Annotated in this window: 10 protein-coding genes and 1 riboswitch; of the genes, 1 reads left to right on the forward strand and 9 read right to left on the reverse strand. The window is 39.7% G+C overall.

Translation table 11 applies throughout. The features are described from left to right. Window position 1: 1 nt before the first annotated feature. The 7 genes from J4Q03_RS10050 to J4Q03_RS10080 form a co-directional block, all read right to left on the reverse strand. Window positions 2-2,104, reverse strand: a complete 2,103-nt coding sequence (locus J4Q03_RS10050) for a prolyl oligopeptidase family serine peptidase (RefSeq protein WP_426048052.1) — start codon at window positions 2,102-2,104, stop codon at window positions 2-4. Between the two features lie 87 nt (window positions 2,105-2,191). Continuing rightward, on the reverse strand, window positions 2,192-2,866 hold the full coding sequence (locus J4Q03_RS10055; RefSeq protein ID WP_426048053.1) for a hypothetical protein: 675 nt from the start codon (window positions 2,864-2,866) through the stop codon (window positions 2,192-2,194). A 92-nt stretch (window positions 2,867-2,958) separates the two neighbouring features. Beyond that, entirely contained in the window at window positions 2,959-4,044 is a 1,086-nt protein-coding gene (gene prfA / locus J4Q03_RS10060) for a peptide chain release factor 1 (protein WP_426048054.1), read from the reverse strand. Between the two features lie 134 nt (window positions 4,045-4,178). Next, a complete protein-coding gene (locus tag J4Q03_RS10065) occupies window positions 4,179-5,474 on the reverse strand; it encodes an APC family permease (RefSeq protein WP_426048055.1) in 1,296 nt (431 codons plus the stop codon). Window positions 5,475-5,481: 7 nt separating this feature from the next. Next, on the reverse strand, window positions 5,482-7,902 hold the full coding sequence (locus tag J4Q03_RS10070) for a TonB-dependent receptor plug domain-containing protein (protein ID WP_426048056.1): 2,421 nt from the start codon (window positions 7,900-7,902) through the stop codon (window positions 5,482-5,484). Between the two features lie 97 nt (window positions 7,903-7,999). Then, window positions 8,000-8,108: riboswitch (SAM riboswitch) on the reverse strand. Between the two features lie 102 nt (window positions 8,109-8,210). Then, on the reverse strand, window positions 8,211-11,048 hold the full coding sequence (locus J4Q03_RS10075) for an alpha-amylase family glycosyl hydrolase (RefSeq protein WP_426048057.1): 2,838 nt from the start codon (window positions 11,046-11,048) through the stop codon (window positions 8,211-8,213). A gap of 216 nt (window positions 11,049-11,264) precedes the next feature. Then, window positions 11,265-13,343, reverse strand: coding sequence for a T9SS type A sorting domain-containing protein (locus J4Q03_RS10080; protein ID WP_426048058.1), 2,079 nt, complete (start codon window positions 13,341-13,343; stop codon window positions 11,265-11,267). A gap of 148 nt (window positions 13,344-13,491) precedes the next feature. Between J4Q03_RS10080 and J4Q03_RS10085 the strand changes: the two genes are divergently transcribed. Continuing rightward, the gene (locus J4Q03_RS10085; protein WP_426048059.1) at window positions 13,492-14,361 is read left to right on the forward strand and encodes a helix-turn-helix transcriptional regulator; all 870 of its coding nucleotides are present in this window, start codon (window positions 13,492-13,494) and stop codon (window positions 14,359-14,361) included. Between the two features lie 94 nt (window positions 14,362-14,455). Here J4Q03_RS10085 and J4Q03_RS10090 read toward each other — a convergent pair whose 3' ends face one another. Both J4Q03_RS10090 and J4Q03_RS10095 read right to left on the reverse strand, forming a co-directional pair. Next, on the reverse strand, window positions 14,456-14,740 hold the full coding sequence (locus J4Q03_RS10090) for a hypothetical protein (RefSeq protein ID WP_174772309.1): 285 nt from the start codon (window positions 14,738-14,740) through the stop codon (window positions 14,456-14,458). 91 nt (window positions 14,741-14,831) lie between these two features. Continuing rightward, window positions 14,832-16,439, reverse strand: a complete 1,608-nt coding sequence (locus tag J4Q03_RS10095; RefSeq protein WP_426048060.1) for a fumarate hydratase — start codon at window positions 16,437-16,439, stop codon at window positions 14,832-14,834. Between the last annotated feature and the right edge of the window lie 57 nt (window positions 16,440-16,496).

Consider the following 16,496-nt stretch of genomic DNA (forward strand, 5'->3'; position numbering starts at 1 on the left):
ATTATTTATTTATACCCATTTCATATAAGGCAAAAGAAATAAGATCCGCATTTTCGCTGATCACCTGATCGGTTGCTCTTCCGGCACCATGACCTGCATTTTTCTCAATTCTTAATAAAATTGGGTTTTTACAACTCTGCTTTTCCTGAAGTTCTGCTCCGAACTTGAAAGAGTGTGCCGGAACCACTCTGTCATCATGATCACTTGTAATGATCATTGTAGAAGGATAACAAGTTCCTTTTTTCACGTTGTGTACCGGAGAATAAGATTTAAGATATTCAAACATCTCCTTGCTGTCTTCTGCAGTTCCGTAGTCATAAGACCAGCCTGCTCCTGCCGTGAACTTATTGTATCTCAGCATATCCAGAACTCCTACTCCCGGGAAAGCTACTTTTGCAAGATCAGGGCGCATGGTCATTGTTGCCCCTACAAGCAGCCCTCCATTTGATCTTCCGGATAATGCCATATATTCTTTTGAAGTGTAACCTTTGCTCTGTAAGTATTCTCCTGCTGCAATGAAGTCTTCAAAAACATTCTTCTTCTGTGTTTTTGTTCCTGCATCATGCCACTTTTTACCATATTCACCACCCCCACGGATATTCGGGACTGCATAGATTCCTCCGTTTTCCATCCAGATCGCATTGACTACAGAGAATGAAGGCTGAAGGCTGATGTTGAAGCCTCCGTAAGAATATAGAATTGTAGGATTTTTACCGTCAAGTTTTGTTCCTTTTTTATAATTGATCATCATAGGAATTTTGGTTCCGTCTTTTGAGGTATAGAATACCTGCTCTGAAACGTAATCCTCAGGTTTGAACTTCACTTTCGGTTTCTGATACACTTCTGATTTCCCGGAATCTGCATTAAGTTTATATGTAGTTCCCGGTGTAATATAATTGCTGAAAGAGAAATAAAGCTCTTTTTCCTCTTCTTTACCTCCAAAACCACTTATATTTCCTTTTCCGGGAAGTTGAATTTCTCTGATCAGCTTCCCTGTTTTATCAAACTGTTTTACCTGATCAATAGCATCAATCATATAGGTTGCAAAGAAGTATCCTCCTCCTGTAGAGATTCCTAGAACATTTTCCGTCTGCGGAATAACGTCTTTCCAGGTTTCAGGTGAAGGATTGGTGATGCTGGTTTTTACAAGACGCATATTCGGAGCATCTTTATCGGTAAAGATAAAAAGATCGTCTCCCTGGGTATCCACAATGTTCACATTAATATCAAATCCTTTATTGATCTGCACAAAATCGCCGCCTTTCTTTAAATCCTTGATGTACAATTCGTTTCCATTGGTTGCATTGGCTGCAGAAATAATGAGATATCTTTGGTCTTCGGAAACTCCGGCTCCAAGATATCTTCGGGGAGTTTTATCTCCTCCGAAAATCAGCTGGTCTTCAGACTGCTTCGTTCCTAATTTATGGAAATACACCTTATGTTTATCGGTCATTCCGGAAAGTACTGTTCCCTCTTTTGGTTTATCATAGCTTGAATAGTAGAAACCGTCATCACCCTGCCATGAAATTCCGCTGAATTTTACATCTACCAAGGTTTCATCAATCTGTTTTTTGGTAATGGCGTCTATGATAATAATCTTATTCCAGTCACTTCCTCCTTCAGAAATGGAGTATGCTGCCAGGTTGCCTTTTTTGTTGAATGACAGATTGGATAATGAAGTGGTTCCTTTTTCTGAAAATTTATTAGGATCCAGGAATATTTCCGTGGCTTTAGTCTTATTGTTTGTTCTGTATAGAATAGATTGTGCCTGAAGGCCATCATTTTTATAATAGTAGGTATAGTCTCCTTCTTTGAAAGGGGCTGAAATTTTCTCATAGTTCCAGATCTCTGTCAGCTGCTCCTTGATTTTATTTCTGAACGGAATCTTTGAAAGATAATTCTGGCTGTAGGATACTTCATCATCTACCCATTTCTTTGTCGCATCAGAATCATTTTCCAGATCTCTGAAAGGGTCTGCGACAGCGTTACCAAAATAGGTATCTGTCTGATTTCCTTTTACTGCTTTAGGATAATTCATTTTTTGAGAATAAAAAGTTGCTGAAAACAAAACTCCAGCGGTTAATAACATAGGCTTAAAATTCATAATCAAGGGTTTTTCTCAAAAATACGTAAAGTATGTGAAATAAAAAAAGCCCTGAAACCAGAGCTTAATTAATATTTTTAAGGATCATTATTTAGATCCGAAGCTTTCAAAATAAAAATCCGTCAATCCTGAAACAATTTCATCAGGACTGCCGTTCCAGTAGTATGTTTTCCCTCCTTCGTTAAGTTCGTATAAACTGAACTCCTGTTCTGTTACTACGGTTTTATCTGCATTTTTAAAATCCTGTAAGCCTTGAACCAGATATTTCTTAAGGTCTTCAGGCTTAACGTCTTTGATATCTCCTGTTGGAATATCAGAAAATTTAGCCGGAACTTTGAAACTTACTGAATAATTAATCTTAGCAATTTTCTGTTCTTCTCTATATTCATTCTGGATAACTTTCACTTCTTTAACGGAAAGTTTTCCATTTTTAAAATTTTCCATCATAGCCGTGAAATAATCTTCAGCTTCTTTTCTGCAGGCATCTGCCGTAGTTTTGGAAAAAGCAGATAAAAAGTTGTCGGTGCTTTCTTTCATCATTTCCCTGGAAACGGTTTTAAAATCTACCTGATAGGCATTTTCTCCTTCTACGGTAGGCCTTAAATAATCATTCAGCTTAGAAAGTGCAGCGTCATCATTTTTAACGAAAGTTCCGAAGTACATCTCAAAGACTTCCCCAGGTTTCTTCACTTCTGTCTGAGCCAGCAGGTTTTGACTTAATACTGCCAGCATCATGAATATAACGATCTTAAAATTGTTCATACTATTTGTTTTAATTCATTGGATTTGCAAGGATGAATATACAGCAAAAAAAAGCTCCTGAATTTCAAGAGCCTGATTTTTATAATTTATTTTTAATAATTTTCTTCTTCTCCTTTCATCTTCTCTGCATTTTCCGCCATGATGACAGCGTCTATCATTTCAGAAATATCTCCGTTCATGTAAGCATCGAGATTATACATAGATTTATTGATTCTATGATCTGTTACCCTTCCCTGAGGGTAATTGTAAGTTTTGATCTTTGCGGAACGGTCACCTGTAGAAACCATTGATTTACGTTGTGCTGCAATATCGCCCTGAACTTTCTGTAATTCGATATCGTATAGTTTGGTTCTTAGCATTTCCATTGCCAGTTCACGGTTAGCCAGCTGAGAACGCGCCTGTTGACAAACAACCACCATACCTGAAGGCTTGTGAGTAAGCTGTACTTTGGTTTCCACCTTGTTAACGTTCTGTCCACCGGCACCTCCTGAACGGGATGTCTGCATTTCAATATCTGCAGGATTCAGTTCAAAATCTACTTCTTCAGCTTCCGGCAGCACGGCAATTGTGATCGCAGATGTATGAACTCTTCCCTGAGATTCTGTTTCAGGAACACGCTGTACACGGTGAACTCCGGATTCGAATTTCATGATTCCGTAAACACCCTCCCCTTCCACTTTCATGATCAGCTCTTTGTACCCTTTTGCCGCTTCATTGGAGTCCGTTACTTCATGTTTCCATCCTTTTGTCTTGAAGTACATGCTATACATTCTGTAGATATCTTCCACAAAAATAGCCGCTTCATCTCCTCCTGTTCCGGCACGTAATTCTACAATGATATTTTTATCATCGGCCGGGTCTTTAGGAATCAACAGAACTTTTAATTCTTCCTCTAAGCCTGGAATTTTAGCCTGTGCTTCCAGTTTTTCCTCTTTGGCAAGATCTACAAGATCTCTGTCTGATCCGTCAGCGATGATCTCATCAGATTCTTCAATGGCATCCAGGGCACCTTTATACTGGTCGTACACTCTTACAATCTTTCCTAAATCACTGTATTCTTTGTTCAGAGAAGAATATTTTTTTTGATCTGAAATGATATCAGGCTGTATAATAAGGTCGGCAACCTCATTATATCTTTGTTTAATAGCTTCTAGTTTTGGAATTAATGATTTAGACATTCTGCAATTTTTGAGAGTGCAAAGATAAGAATTTATTAATTCAAATTAAAATTCCTTTAGCCTGCCCGATTCACATAATTTTTTGAAACATTAAGGTTTATGGAGTTTTTAGAACGAACAGAATATTTTCTTTATTATGGTTTTTTAAAAAATTTCCTATCAATTACATATAAAACCAGCCCAAAGGCTACAATTCCAAGCCCTATAATACTTTCTTTGGGATTATGGACAAGTGTAAAATAAAGAATATATAGACTGAAAAGCAGAAAGACTGCCGGGAAAATGTAAAAAATATTGGATTTAAATATCTTCCGCTGATCTTTTTTAAGAAAGAAAACAGTTGAAATGGAAAGACTGGCAAACAGCTGAAGAATAAAAGCCGTATATACAAAGATCTCTTTAAAGCTTCCTGTCAGGATGATCACTGAAGCTATCACAGCATGTACAAAGATCGCTCTTACCGGAATTCCTTTTTTGTTATTGACAGCAAGTGATCTCCACAAATGATTTTCTTTTGCAAAAGCCTGTGTAAGCCTTGAGCCTACCCACAAATAGCCACTGATCGTAGCAATAAGCTGTAAGGCAATAAAAACATTGACGATTTTTCCAAAACCGGTGCCCAACATATTCCCTGCAGCTTCTCCCATCACATCTTCTTTTCCGGCCAATTGGTTTACGGGCGCATGTTTCAGCATGATAAAATTGACGAGCAGATAACTTACTGTGACAAAAACAGTTCCCACAATTAAAGCTTTAGGAAGGTTTCTCTGAACGTCCTTTATTTCTCCTGCAATATAAGATGCAGAATTCCAGCCGGTATAGGAATAGGTGACAAACACCAGCGATGTTGCAAAAGCCGGGAGCATGATCTCATTCTGCCAGCTGTCAGTAAATTTCAGACTGTTTCCTGCCTCAGATCCTGAAAGCACAACGCCAAGAATCACCAGAACAATAATAAAAGCAATTTTGATAAAGGTGAAAAAATTATGAAACCTGCTTGATGTTTTGAGACTGAACGATAAGCTCGCTGCTACAAGAAAGATGAAGCCTATGGCAAAACCGTTTCCAAAAGTATAGTTAAACGCTGACAGGTATTTTGACATTGCCAGTGCCGCCAGAGCCACAGGAGCCGAAAACCCAATAATCAGAGAGATCCAGCTTACCAGATAACCAAATATCGGATGATAGGTTTCTTTAAGGTAAATATAATCTCCCCCGTTGCCTTTAAAATGGGATCCCAGCTCGGCATAGCAAAATGCTCCGAACAGGGCGAGAATTCCGCCGATGATCCACAACAGGAAAATGCTGTAGGTATTGGTAATATCAGACAGCTGAAAGCCTAATGTGGTGAATATTCCTGTCCCAATCATATTGGAGACAACGATGGCGGCAGCCGTTTTCCAGCCGATCTGGTGTGTAGCAGTACTCATTTAGCAGTTAAAAATTAAAATTAAGTCTTCCGAAGAAATAATTCCCCAGCGTTCCCATCTGAACCGGCGCATATTTAAATACTCCATAATAGGAATTTTCATAGATCTGAAGGTCCGGAAACACATCAAAAGCATTATTGGCTCCTATGGTGAGATTTATATTTTTTGTTATATCATAGCCTACACTCACATCGGTAACCACTTTAGGAGAGAACTTCTGAACCTTTCCAAACGGATGCCCATCTCTTATGACCTGACCAAAATACGTATTTCTCACCATGAAATTGAAATTTCCAATCGCATAATTCAACCCTAATGAAGCTTTTGTCTTAGGAGAAAGGGTTTCAATGATATTAATCTGGTCCGGCCCGAAGAATTCATCCTGGGAAGGCACTAAGTTTTCGGGAAAATGGAAATCTGTGATCTTAGTTTCCGTATAATTTCCCGCCAGATTGATATTTAAATTTCCTCCACCCAGTTTCCAATCGTAGGTAATGACTACATCCACTCCTTTTGTCTCTGTATCTATGGCATTGGCAAAAAATCTTCCGCTTTCTACATTGTACTGAGCCAGTCTTGGATCTTCGATATTGCTGGTGATCACAATTCTGTCTTTTACCCTGATCCAATATCCGTCAACGGTTATAAAAAGTCTGCTGGCAGGCTTCAGAGTAAATCCAGCACTGGCATTGACCGATGTTTCCTGCTTTAACTGATCAAATCCGAGCACTCCGGCTGCGTCACTGTCGTTCCTGAAAATCCCTTTGGTGACAATTCCGGATCCTGAAGTGGAGATATCGGCATAGGAATTATTAAAATACTGCTGCTGAAGTGATGGAGCCCTGAAACCGCTTCCCACAGATGCCCGTACTGCATAATCTTTTACAAATTCATACCTCATAGCTAGTTTTCCATTCAGTGTATTTCCAAAATCTGAATAATTTTCAAATCTTCCTGCCAGATCTATATTCAGTTTTTTAGCGATATCATAAGAAACATCAGCATATACCGCTGTTGAGTGCCTGGATTTCTTTAGCGCATTGTCCGGCGAAAAGCCAATAAATGATTGTGACCCGCCATTTCCTTGCACTGTGGAACCCGGAACTGCAGGATTTCCATTGATATCATACCGGGTGTAAGAAGCTTCATCTCCCGGTTTGATCTCGTACTGCTCAAAACGGAATTCTCCTCCAAATGCTATATTAAACTGATTCAGATTTTTAGAAACATCAAGATTCACCGTATTCTGAAGAAAGCTGTGTGCTCCTGCATAAAAGCCCGTTGGAGATTTTGCTCCTAGAGATGCGTTATTCGTATGGTCTACATTATAATTGAAGGTATTGCTTCCAAATGTATTGCTAATGTCAAGCAACCAGTTATTGACATTATATTTTGCTCCAACAGCATAAGAAAAGTCGTAAACCTGTGAGTTTAAAGAGGCCTGAAACCCGTTTGGATAGATAGAGGAAACCACATTATCTTTTTCTCCGGGCAGCCTTCTGAATCCAAAGCCCTTTCCTTCTTTAATGCTGAAACCTCCGAAAGAATACAGCTTAAAGCTTTCACTTAAAGGATATTCGGAATTAAAAAACAATTGGGCCTGTCTGATCTGGGCATCTCCGATCTGAAAATTAAAGTCATTCCGGGTGAGACCTCTTTCTCTAATAATCTGGTCATCCGCAGCTCTGGCTGCGATAGGATCATTGGCAAATTCATAGGCAAAATTGTCTCCGAAAATATCCAGATCATGATTTTGGGTTCTTGTGGTCTTTCCCCTGTGGCTCAATTGCAGAGAAAGATTCACATAGCTGTCTTTTTTCCCAAGAGAAGATCCGTAATTGATTCCGGCCTGATAGGTTTCACCATCATTTCTTCCTGTAATTCCATAGGATGCCGATGCTGATGCTCCGATATCTTTTTTAAGAATAATATTGACAACTCCTGCAATGGCATCAGAACCATACTGTGCGGCGGCTCCGTCTCTCAGAACTTCTATTCTGTCTATAGCAATCACCGGAATCGTACTGAGATCTGTTCCTACAGATCCATTTCCAACGGTATTCTGATAATTGACCAATGAAGTCGTATGCCTTCTTTTTCCATTGATGAGTACCAAAACCTGATCCGGCCCCATTCCTCTTAGGGTAACAGGATCAATATGTTCTGTCCCGTCGGATGCCGACTGTCTTACAGAATTAAATGACGGGATCACATAATTCAGCAGATCCTGAACCGTCGTCTGCGGAGCAGATTTCTGCAGCTTTTCTATATTGATAACATCTACAGGAACCGGTGTTTCCAGTTTTGTTCTTTTAGCATTCCTGTTTCCTACGATAATTACATCTTCGATCTGATTTCCTTTTTCCTGCTCCTGTGCGTTCACCAAAACAGCTCCCAGGAGTATAACAGACAGGCTTAATTTTTTCATCTTTGTCCTCGTAAATTAATGATACAATAGTTCTACGGACCTCATCCGCAGACATAAAAGATTTCAAGAAATGGAATTGCTGTCAGAATATTGACTTTTCTCATCTTCCCCATACCGGGTTGGAATTAGCACCTTTACACTTTTTAGAGCCGTGCAGGTTGCTAAGGTTTCATAGGGCCAAATCCCTCCACCTTTCTTGATAAATCTACTGCAAAAGTAGACTAATATTTTTAATTGACAAAAGTAGATTTATATATTCTGTGCTGTCAATAAAAAAGAGGGACAATGTTTTATTGTCCCTCTTTTTTTTATTTAATAATCATCTTCTGAATGGCAGTACCGGTTTCAGACCGCAGGTGAACCAAATAGGTTCCCGGCGGATAATTCGTTTTCAATTCATAAGTTCCGCTTTCGGTATTTAATTGAATGGAATCCATTTTTTTACCGCTCATGTCAAAAATAACAATCTCTCCGTTTTTAGCTTTGTGATATATTAATTTTGCCACACCGTTTTTCACGGGATTATCTGCAATCTGAAGTGAGAGTTTATTGGCTGCATTCACATCAGATGCTGACAGTGCACCGGCATAATTTCCAAAAATCCTGAACTCTCCTGGCTGCAAGGTAATAGGAGCTGTTGTAGAAGCGATGTTAGAAACAGAATTATCCATCAGGTTCTGCCACTGTCCTGTGTAAGGAAAGTAAGGAACGACATTCTGAGATGCCGTGGTATAGTTCGCCAAAACTACCACATTTTTCACTCCCGTTATTGTATTGTCATACACATAAATCCTGGTAATCAATCCTTCAGGATCGTTGGTAAGGTTATTGGATTCTACAGTATATGTTTTTGATTTGAAAACCGGATAGGTATTTCTGATATTGATAATTTTGGCCCAGGTATCATACACTGCTTTTCTGTTGGCGTTGGTATCATATCCTAAAGTAAAAGCAACAGGCTTTTCATCTGTTCTGCATCCGTTACTGATCGTACCGTCTGCACATCTGTTGATACTGAATTCATATCCCAGCTCTCCAAACTGCCAGATCATTTTCGGCCCCGGAATGGTAAAGAATGTTGCTCCGAAAGTTTTCATTCTTTCCAAAGCAGTGTTCAGATTGGTAACATTGTAACTTCCATTTACTGCTCCATAAGCAAGATTTTTAAACATTAATCTTTCTTCATCATGACTTTCCCCATAACCTACAGCATGCATATTGGTAAAGCCGTGAAGGCTGTGATTCATTCTGTCATAGCTGCTGTTTTCCTTGTAACCCATTGTGTTTTGGTTATAGGGTTCAGTCTGTTTATTCCAAAGCATCACTCCTTTTCCTTCTGCAATTCTATAATTAGCCCACTGCTGTTCTTCCGCATCGGTTCCCAAATGTTCAAAAATCATATAGGAATTCGGATCGATTCCCCACTGTTTGTCAGCATAATATTTAAGAACATCTACCCTGTCCTGCTGATATGCATTGGTACAGGCTTCATCATTGGCAGAGCAGTTTTGGGTAAATCCTTTTGTAAGGTCCCAACGGAATCCATCAATTTTATATTCAGTCAGCCATTGCTGTAAAGTCCTTTCAACATAATATTTAGTTGCTGCACTTGAATGATTGAAATCATTAAACACATTATAAGAATGTTTGGGTACCTGATTGAAGTAAGGATTATTGGCAGCAATATCTCCAAAACCATCTCCATCCGGATCAATATTCCAGAGTCTTACTAATGGCGAACGCCCTGTTGCATGGTTAAAAGCAACATCCAGAATTACTGCAATTCCATTCTGGTGACACAGATCAACAAATTCCTTGAATTTTTCAGGAGTTCCGTAAGCCTTGTCCAGTGCATAATGGAAAGATGTGTTGTAACCCCACGAAAGGTTCCCTTCAAATTCCATAATAGGAAGAAGCTCAATCGCATTAATATTTAAGTTCTTTAAATACGTTATCTTATTGATTAATGACTGCCAGTTTTTTTCCTGCGTGAAATCTCTCAGCAATAATTCATACACCACAAGATTTTCCTTGGCAGGTCTCTGAAAATTGGTCACCTGCCAGTTGTAAGGCGCCTGACCTGTTTTAAACATCGAAACTTCAAAATCCTGGCCTGCTGGAAATGCAGGTAGATTTGGATAAGTAGTTGCCGAAATCCACTGATCATCATAAGAGGAAAGAATCTGTGGAGAGAAAGGATCTGCCACTTTCTTCAAATCATTTGTTCTGTACTGAAAAGTATATAACTGCTGCGGAGTCAGTCCGTTCAGTTCAATCCAGTAAAGATCAGGATTGGTAGTATCTCTTTTCATTAAATAAGAGTCATTCACCGTCCAGTTATTAAAGCTTCCAATGACATGTACAAAGCTTTTATGAGGGGCATAAAGCGCAAGACCTACTTTTGTATTATCTGTAGGGTTATAATTAATTCCCTGTCTCATCCAGCCTGGAATTGCTTCTGAAACCACATTTCTTGGGACTTGCAGCATGAATGTGGCATTCTTTGAGTTTGAGTTGACATCTGTTGCAGTCAGTTCCATATTAGCATCCTGAGTTACTGTATAGCTATAACTGTATGATTGTGAAGGAGTAGACGTAGAATTGACAACTGTTCCGTTTGCTTTTAACTGAAAGGTTGTGGCAACATTGGTTGTCGCAGTAATATTGACTGAGTTTCCAACCGGAACCGTAGTCAGGCTATTTGCCGCCGGATTGGTTAAGTTTAAATTTAAAATCCCGACATTAACAAATATATCGGGTGAAGTCTGGTGAGCTCCCGTTTTATCTTTTAATAGAAACCCGAACCTTCCGATCCCTGTTCTACCGTAAAAAGCAGTAGGAGTAAAAGTTAAGGAATAAGTATCTGTCCCTGAATTGTAAGTGAGCTTATTCAGGTCGTTGGAGTTATTCCAGCTGCCGTTGGTAGGACAGTCCTGGCTATTCTGATAATTGGTGTCAAAAGACCAGGACCAGATATAAACTGCATTATTTGAAACTCCCCAGGCCGCTTCGTCAATCTGATCTCCGGGAACGGTTAAAGTAATAGCATCCGTTTCATTGAACGGATTCGGAGCAATCGTGTAGTTGATCTGCCCAAAAACAAAGGCTGCAACAAACAGATAGATAAGGGAATAAAACTTCTTCATTTTTATTTTTTTATCGAATATAGGATTTATTTTTCTTTTAATTCCTTCATTTTTTGTTGAAAATGTAATACAAAAAAAGCCCATGAAAAAATTTCATGAGCCTTTACCATAAAAGTAACTGTAATGAACTATGCTTTAAAATATATTACCCCCGGATCTTCACAACAAAAGGCTTTCCTAAAAAAGCCTTTGCCGATCAATCAAACGTACCAAGACTTAGTTTTTAATAATTTTTTTAGAAAAACTCTGTCCATTCTTTAACTTTAATTCTACAATATAAATTCCATTCGGAAGTCCGTTCATATTGATCTGGTTGTTGTTATACTGTACATTATTTAGTTTTTGCCCAACCATATTAATAACATTTACACTTTCAATTAATGAATCTGCCTTGATATTAAGGATTCCATTCGTAGGATTTGGATAAATTCCCACGGCATCAGTATTTCGGATGATATCGGATGTTCCCAATGCGGAAGCTGTTTTTATACATCTTACGGCAGAACCCTGCCCTCTCATCGCGCCCGAAGAAGGGTTCGCAATGGTAGAGCCTATATATAAATATTTCCCTCCTGAGTTAGATGTATCTGAGCTCCAGAAATACCCTCTCTGACCGGCAAATGTAAGGGCACCGCTTGAAGAGCTTCTGAAGCCTGATGCCGGAAGTTTTAAGTGGCTGTTGTAAGCCGTTCCGGGATTCGCAATATTCTCTGAATTAACAATACCGGTCCATTCTGCCTGAGAAGGCATCTTCCATCCTGGTCCAACCGCTCTGCATGGGTCTGCCCCAACATCATTCGATACATTGGCAGGGTTGGAGGCTGTCCATTGATCCGTAGCAGCAAAGACATCCCACCATGAAGGAGATCCTATGATAAAGGCATTTATACCACCTAGGCCATCCGGTGAATTAGGTGAGGTGGGTGCCGCCGTAGCTGAATTTCTCAGCTGATGCCCATCATCCCATCTCCCCCACTGGAAAAGATCTCCATATGAAGCCTCATCGCCCATTGTAGAGGCAACCTGAGAGCTTCCAAGGTTTTGCTGCAGCCAGATATTTCCGTCGCCACCTCTTACCGTTGCATAAGTGACCGGCTGTCCCTGGTAGGTAAAAGTTACGCAGCCTGTATCTCCGGCATTGCTCCCCGGATCTGTATTGGTACAGCCCGGCGGGATTCCATTTAGTGGGATTCTTTTAACCCTGGCAACGTCTTCAGAATAGGCTAATACCAAATAACCGTTTGTTCTGTCTATGGCCAGATCATTATATGTTGCTTCTCCGGCAGAAATAAAATCTCCACCAAAAGTCACCCAGTCCTGGATAGCGGCATCAAATTTATAAACTGTATTTCTTAATAAATCATCGTTTTCAAAACGGCTGGCCACTACATAAGGCTGCCCGGATTGGGTTACTGCTATAGCGACATGCTGTACTTTTCCACTGGAAAAATTAGCGGTACCAAGCTGTACCCATGCGTTTCCTTCAAATTTCTTTACATTTAATTTCTGCCCGTTCGCAGAGCTTGAAACATATGCCACGTAAAGGTTGTTGTTCCCGTCTATTGCAATATCTGATGTATACTGTTCTGAAGAATCAGCAGCATCCACAATGCTTCCTCCCACTAAAGTCCAGGTATCTGTAGCCGTTGCCGAAGTACTGTTCTCATATACCCTGAGTCCGGCAGATACATTGCTGGTATATATTTTCTGATTAGATCCTATGACCATTTCTGCAAATGTAGCTCCGTTAGAAAAGCCCGTATTTCCTACCTGCTCCCATACACCATTTACATAACGCTGCACAGTTCCCGAGTTCTGCCCTGCGAATGTAAACAGCACATTGGACGGGGAAACTGCGGAAGCATGATAGTTGACTGAAGATCCTGTCGCATCCGGAAGAGACGTCCACGAAGTTCCGTTAAACTGACGTACTGCAATTCCCGAACCCGGATAACCGATCTGATGGGTGTAAAAAATATTTCCGGCACTGTCAAGAGATAATGAATTAAAGGTTGCCGTTCCTTCAGTAATTCCTGCTGATCCTCCAACATAAGACCACGAAGTTCCGTCGAATTTCTGTACTGAGCCCCTGGCAACGGAAGTATCATAATAAGACAGAAAATAATTTCCCACCTGATCTACCGCCAGATTATTGTAACCGGCCCCGGCTGCTGAAACTCCCGCTACACTTCCTACATCCTCCCATTGCTGAGCATACAGATAACCTCCTGCGATGTTTAGCAAGGCCAAACCGGCCCCTATTCTACGGATTGCAGAATGTAAATTTTGAAACATATTTAATATTATTTTTAATTATTCTAAATTTAATTTAATTTTGCGCAAAATTACTTTACATTCTTAACCGCGAGTTATCATTTCCAAACTTTTTGTTATCGGTGTAGAGGTTAATTCCAAATTGTACCATCCAGTAAAAGTCTTTCATATGAAGAATCTAACCAATAGCGGATTAGTGTTCAGCTCCGAAAATATCAGAATTGTGATGCAGGAAGATGAACAGCCTGAAAAGTATTCAAGATTACATATGGTGCAGAGCAGGGCGAGTTTCAGTCTTCTTTTTTTGCTGAGTCCGAATATCAGGCTGGAAATCCATGATTGCGAGACCAAATTTCTATTTAGAAAAAACCAGTATATCCTTCATTATTCTTCACAGGAAAGCGCTGCAGAACTCTGGACAGAAAACCAGGAAGCCATAAAATATTTCCATATACAGATCAATTACCAGTATATCTTTAACCTCATCGACCCTGAATCCAGTAGGGAGAATGCGGAAATTCTGGAAAATATGATCAGAAACAATTATATCTTTCTTCATAAAAAGACACCGCCTTATATGACGGTGGAAATGCATATGATCTTAAATGAGCTGATCAGCTATTCAAAAAAAGGAATGATGCAGAGGTTATTTGTTGAGGCTAAAATCATTAAGCTGCTCATTCTTATTTTTGAACAGTTCAATGAGAAAAATAAACTGCAGACTGAGCCGGGGATTTCTTTTGTGGTCAAAAAATTCATTGATGAAAATTATCATAAGAATATCCGGGCGGAAGATATAGGAAAGCTTACAGGCATTAACCAGAATAAGATCAGAAAGGAATTTAAATCCCAGTATAAGATGACCGTGGCAGATTATATCTCGGAACTGAGGATGCTTAAAGCAAAGAAAATGATTATTGACAAAGAAATTATGGTCAAAGAAATAGCCATTGAATGCGGCTATGAATATGTTCAGAATTTCACCAGGGCATTCAAGAAAAAATTTGGAGTATCCCCTGAGAAGCTGAGAAACGGATAATAAAAAACCGCCTAATAGATTAAGCGGTTTATATATGTTGTTTTGCTTTGATATTACTTTTTCAGAATTAAGGTGAAAAAGCAATGACAATCAATTAATGATGATGTCCGTGATCGTGGATGAAAGGCCCGTTCCCTTTAGGGTTGCTGAAGATTACTTCTACACCTTCCTGCTCATTTACCTGTTTTCTTCTGATATCTTCAGGGTCGAAAGGTTTTACTTTTCCGAAATATTCTTTCAGACCTTCAGTTAGCCACATTGGGATTACCAATCCGAAGAACATGAAGATACACCAGAATCCTACTAAGAACATAATTATAAAGAATACAGTCCATAGGAACTGGTAGAACGGCCAAAATGCTGATAAAATCGTTATCATTCTCTTAAGATTTTAGGCAAAAATAGGACTTTTTTGTTTTGTACACAAAAGATACAAGCCCTATTTTATAATTTATTTTGATTTTAAACTATTAGTGGGCAAGATCTGCGAAGAAATCATTGCCTTTATCGTCTGTAATGATGAATGCCGGGAAATCTTTTACTTCAATTTTTCTTACGGCTTCCATTCCTAATTCAGGGAAATCCACAATATCTACAGATACAATATTGTCTTTGGCAAGGATGGCCGCCGGTCCTCCGATGGATCCCAGATAAAAGCCTCCATATTTACCACAGGCATTGGTAACATCCTTACTTCTGTTTCCTTTGGCCAGCATGATCATGCTTCCGCCGTGGCTCTGAAACTCGTCAACATACACATCCATTCTTCCAGCTGTCGTAGGTCCAAAGCTTCCTGAAGCCATTCCTTCCGGAGTTTTTGCAGGTCCGGCATAATAGATCGGGTGATTTTTGAAATATTCCGGCATCGGTTTTCCGCTGTCAATGATCTCTTTGATCTTTGCATGGGCAATATCCCTGGCAACGATCAGGGTTCCGTTTAATTTCAGTCGGGTTTTGATAGGATATTTAGACAGCTCAGCCAATATTTCCGGCATTGGCTTATTTAAATTGATCTCAACAGCCTCTTCCAGGTGCGGAGGAGTATCCGGCAAAAATCTTTTTGGATCCTGCTCAAGCTGTTCAAGGAAAATACCTTCTTTTGTAATTTTGCCTTTGATATTTCTGTCCGCGGAGCATGAAACCCCCATTCCTACAGGGCAGGATGCGGCGTGGCGCGGAAGTCTGATCACTCTTACATCATGGGTAAGGTATTTTCCTCCAAACTGTGCTCCGATAGCACTTTCCTGGCAGATTTTCTGAACTTTAGCTTCCCACTCAAGGTCTCTGAAAGCCTGTCCCGCTTCGTTTCCTTCTGTCGGAAGATGGTCATAATATTTTGCAGATGCCTTTTTCACGGCAGCCAGATTCGCTTCAGCAGAAGTTCCTCCGATGACCAGAGCCAGGTGATAAGGCGGACACGCAGCTGTCCCAAGATCTGAAATTCTTTCTTTTACAAATGCCTCAAGAGACTTTTCGTTCAGTAATGATTTTGTCTTCTGATATAAGAATGTTTTATTGGCAGAACCTCCTCCTTTTGTTAAAAACAGAAACTCATAGTAATCTCCTTTTTTAGCATAAATATCAATCTGTGCAGGAAGGTTTGATCCGGAGTTTTTCTCTTCAAACATCGTCAAAGGAACTACCTGAGAATATCTTAGGTTTCTCTTCTGGTAAGTATTGTAAATCCCTTTACTCAGGTATTCACCATCGTCAACTCCGGTGTAAACATTTTCTCCTTTTTTACCCATTACAATAGCCGTCCCGGTATCCTGACATGAAGGAAGAGCTCCTTCCACAGCAACTGCAGCATTCTGTAATAAATTGTAAGCTACGAATCTGTCGTTATCAGTCGCTTCCGGATCGTCGATGATTTTTCTGAGACTTTCAAGGTGTGAAGAACGGAGCATGAAAGAAACATCCGCCATGGCTTCTTCAGCCAGAAGCTCCAGCCCCTTCGGATCAATGGATAAAATTTCCCTTTCTCCTAATTTTTCAACCTTTACATAATCTGATGTCAATTTTTTATACACCGTATCATCTTTCTGGATCGGATACGGATCCTGATATCTAAAATCCATTCAATTTTTGTTTGTGCAAAAATACGCCATCCTTAAAAAACATGAGTAAAATCAGTC

Source organism: Chryseobacterium sp. NFX27 (assembly GCF_049887855.1).
In the GTDB taxonomy this organism is placed as follows: domain Bacteria; phylum Bacteroidota; class Bacteroidia; order Flavobacteriales; family Weeksellaceae; genus Chryseobacterium.

Excerpts from the sequence above, each read along its gene's own strand:
- J4Q03_RS10085 (WP_426048059.1), top strand. The coding sequence starts at position 13,492 with ATGAAGAATCTAACCAATAGCGGATTAGTGTTCAGCTCCGAAAATATC.
- J4Q03_RS10065 (WP_426048055.1), bottom strand. The coding sequence starts at position 5,474 with ATGAGTACTGCTACACACCAGATCGGCTGGAAAACGGCTGCCGCCATC.
- J4Q03_RS10090 (WP_174772309.1), bottom strand. The coding sequence starts at position 14,740 with ATGATAACGATTTTATCAGCATTTTGGCCGTTCTACCAGTTCCTATGG.
- J4Q03_RS10095 (WP_426048060.1), bottom strand. The coding sequence starts at position 16,439 with ATGGATTTTAGATATCAGGATCCGTATCCGATCCAGAAAGATGATACG.
- J4Q03_RS10050 (WP_426048052.1), bottom strand. The coding sequence starts at position 2,104 with ATGAATTTTAAGCCTATGTTATTAACCGCTGGAGTTTTGTTTTCAGCA.
- J4Q03_RS10055 (WP_426048053.1), bottom strand. The coding sequence starts at position 2,866 with ATGAACAATTTTAAGATCGTTATATTCATGATGCTGGCAGTATTAAGT.
- prfA (WP_426048054.1), bottom strand. The coding sequence starts at position 4,044 with ATGTCTAAATCATTAATTCCAAAACTAGAAGCTATTAAACAAAGATAT.
- J4Q03_RS10080 (WP_426048058.1), bottom strand. The coding sequence starts at position 13,343 with ATGTTTCAAAATTTACATTCTGCAATCCGTAGAATAGGGGCCGGTTTG.
- J4Q03_RS10075 (WP_426048057.1), bottom strand. The coding sequence starts at position 11,048 with ATGAAGAAGTTTTATTCCCTTATCTATCTGTTTGTTGCAGCCTTTGTT.
- J4Q03_RS10070 (WP_426048056.1), bottom strand. The coding sequence starts at position 7,902 with ATGAAAAAATTAAGCCTGTCTGTTATACTCCTGGGAGCTGTTTTGGTG.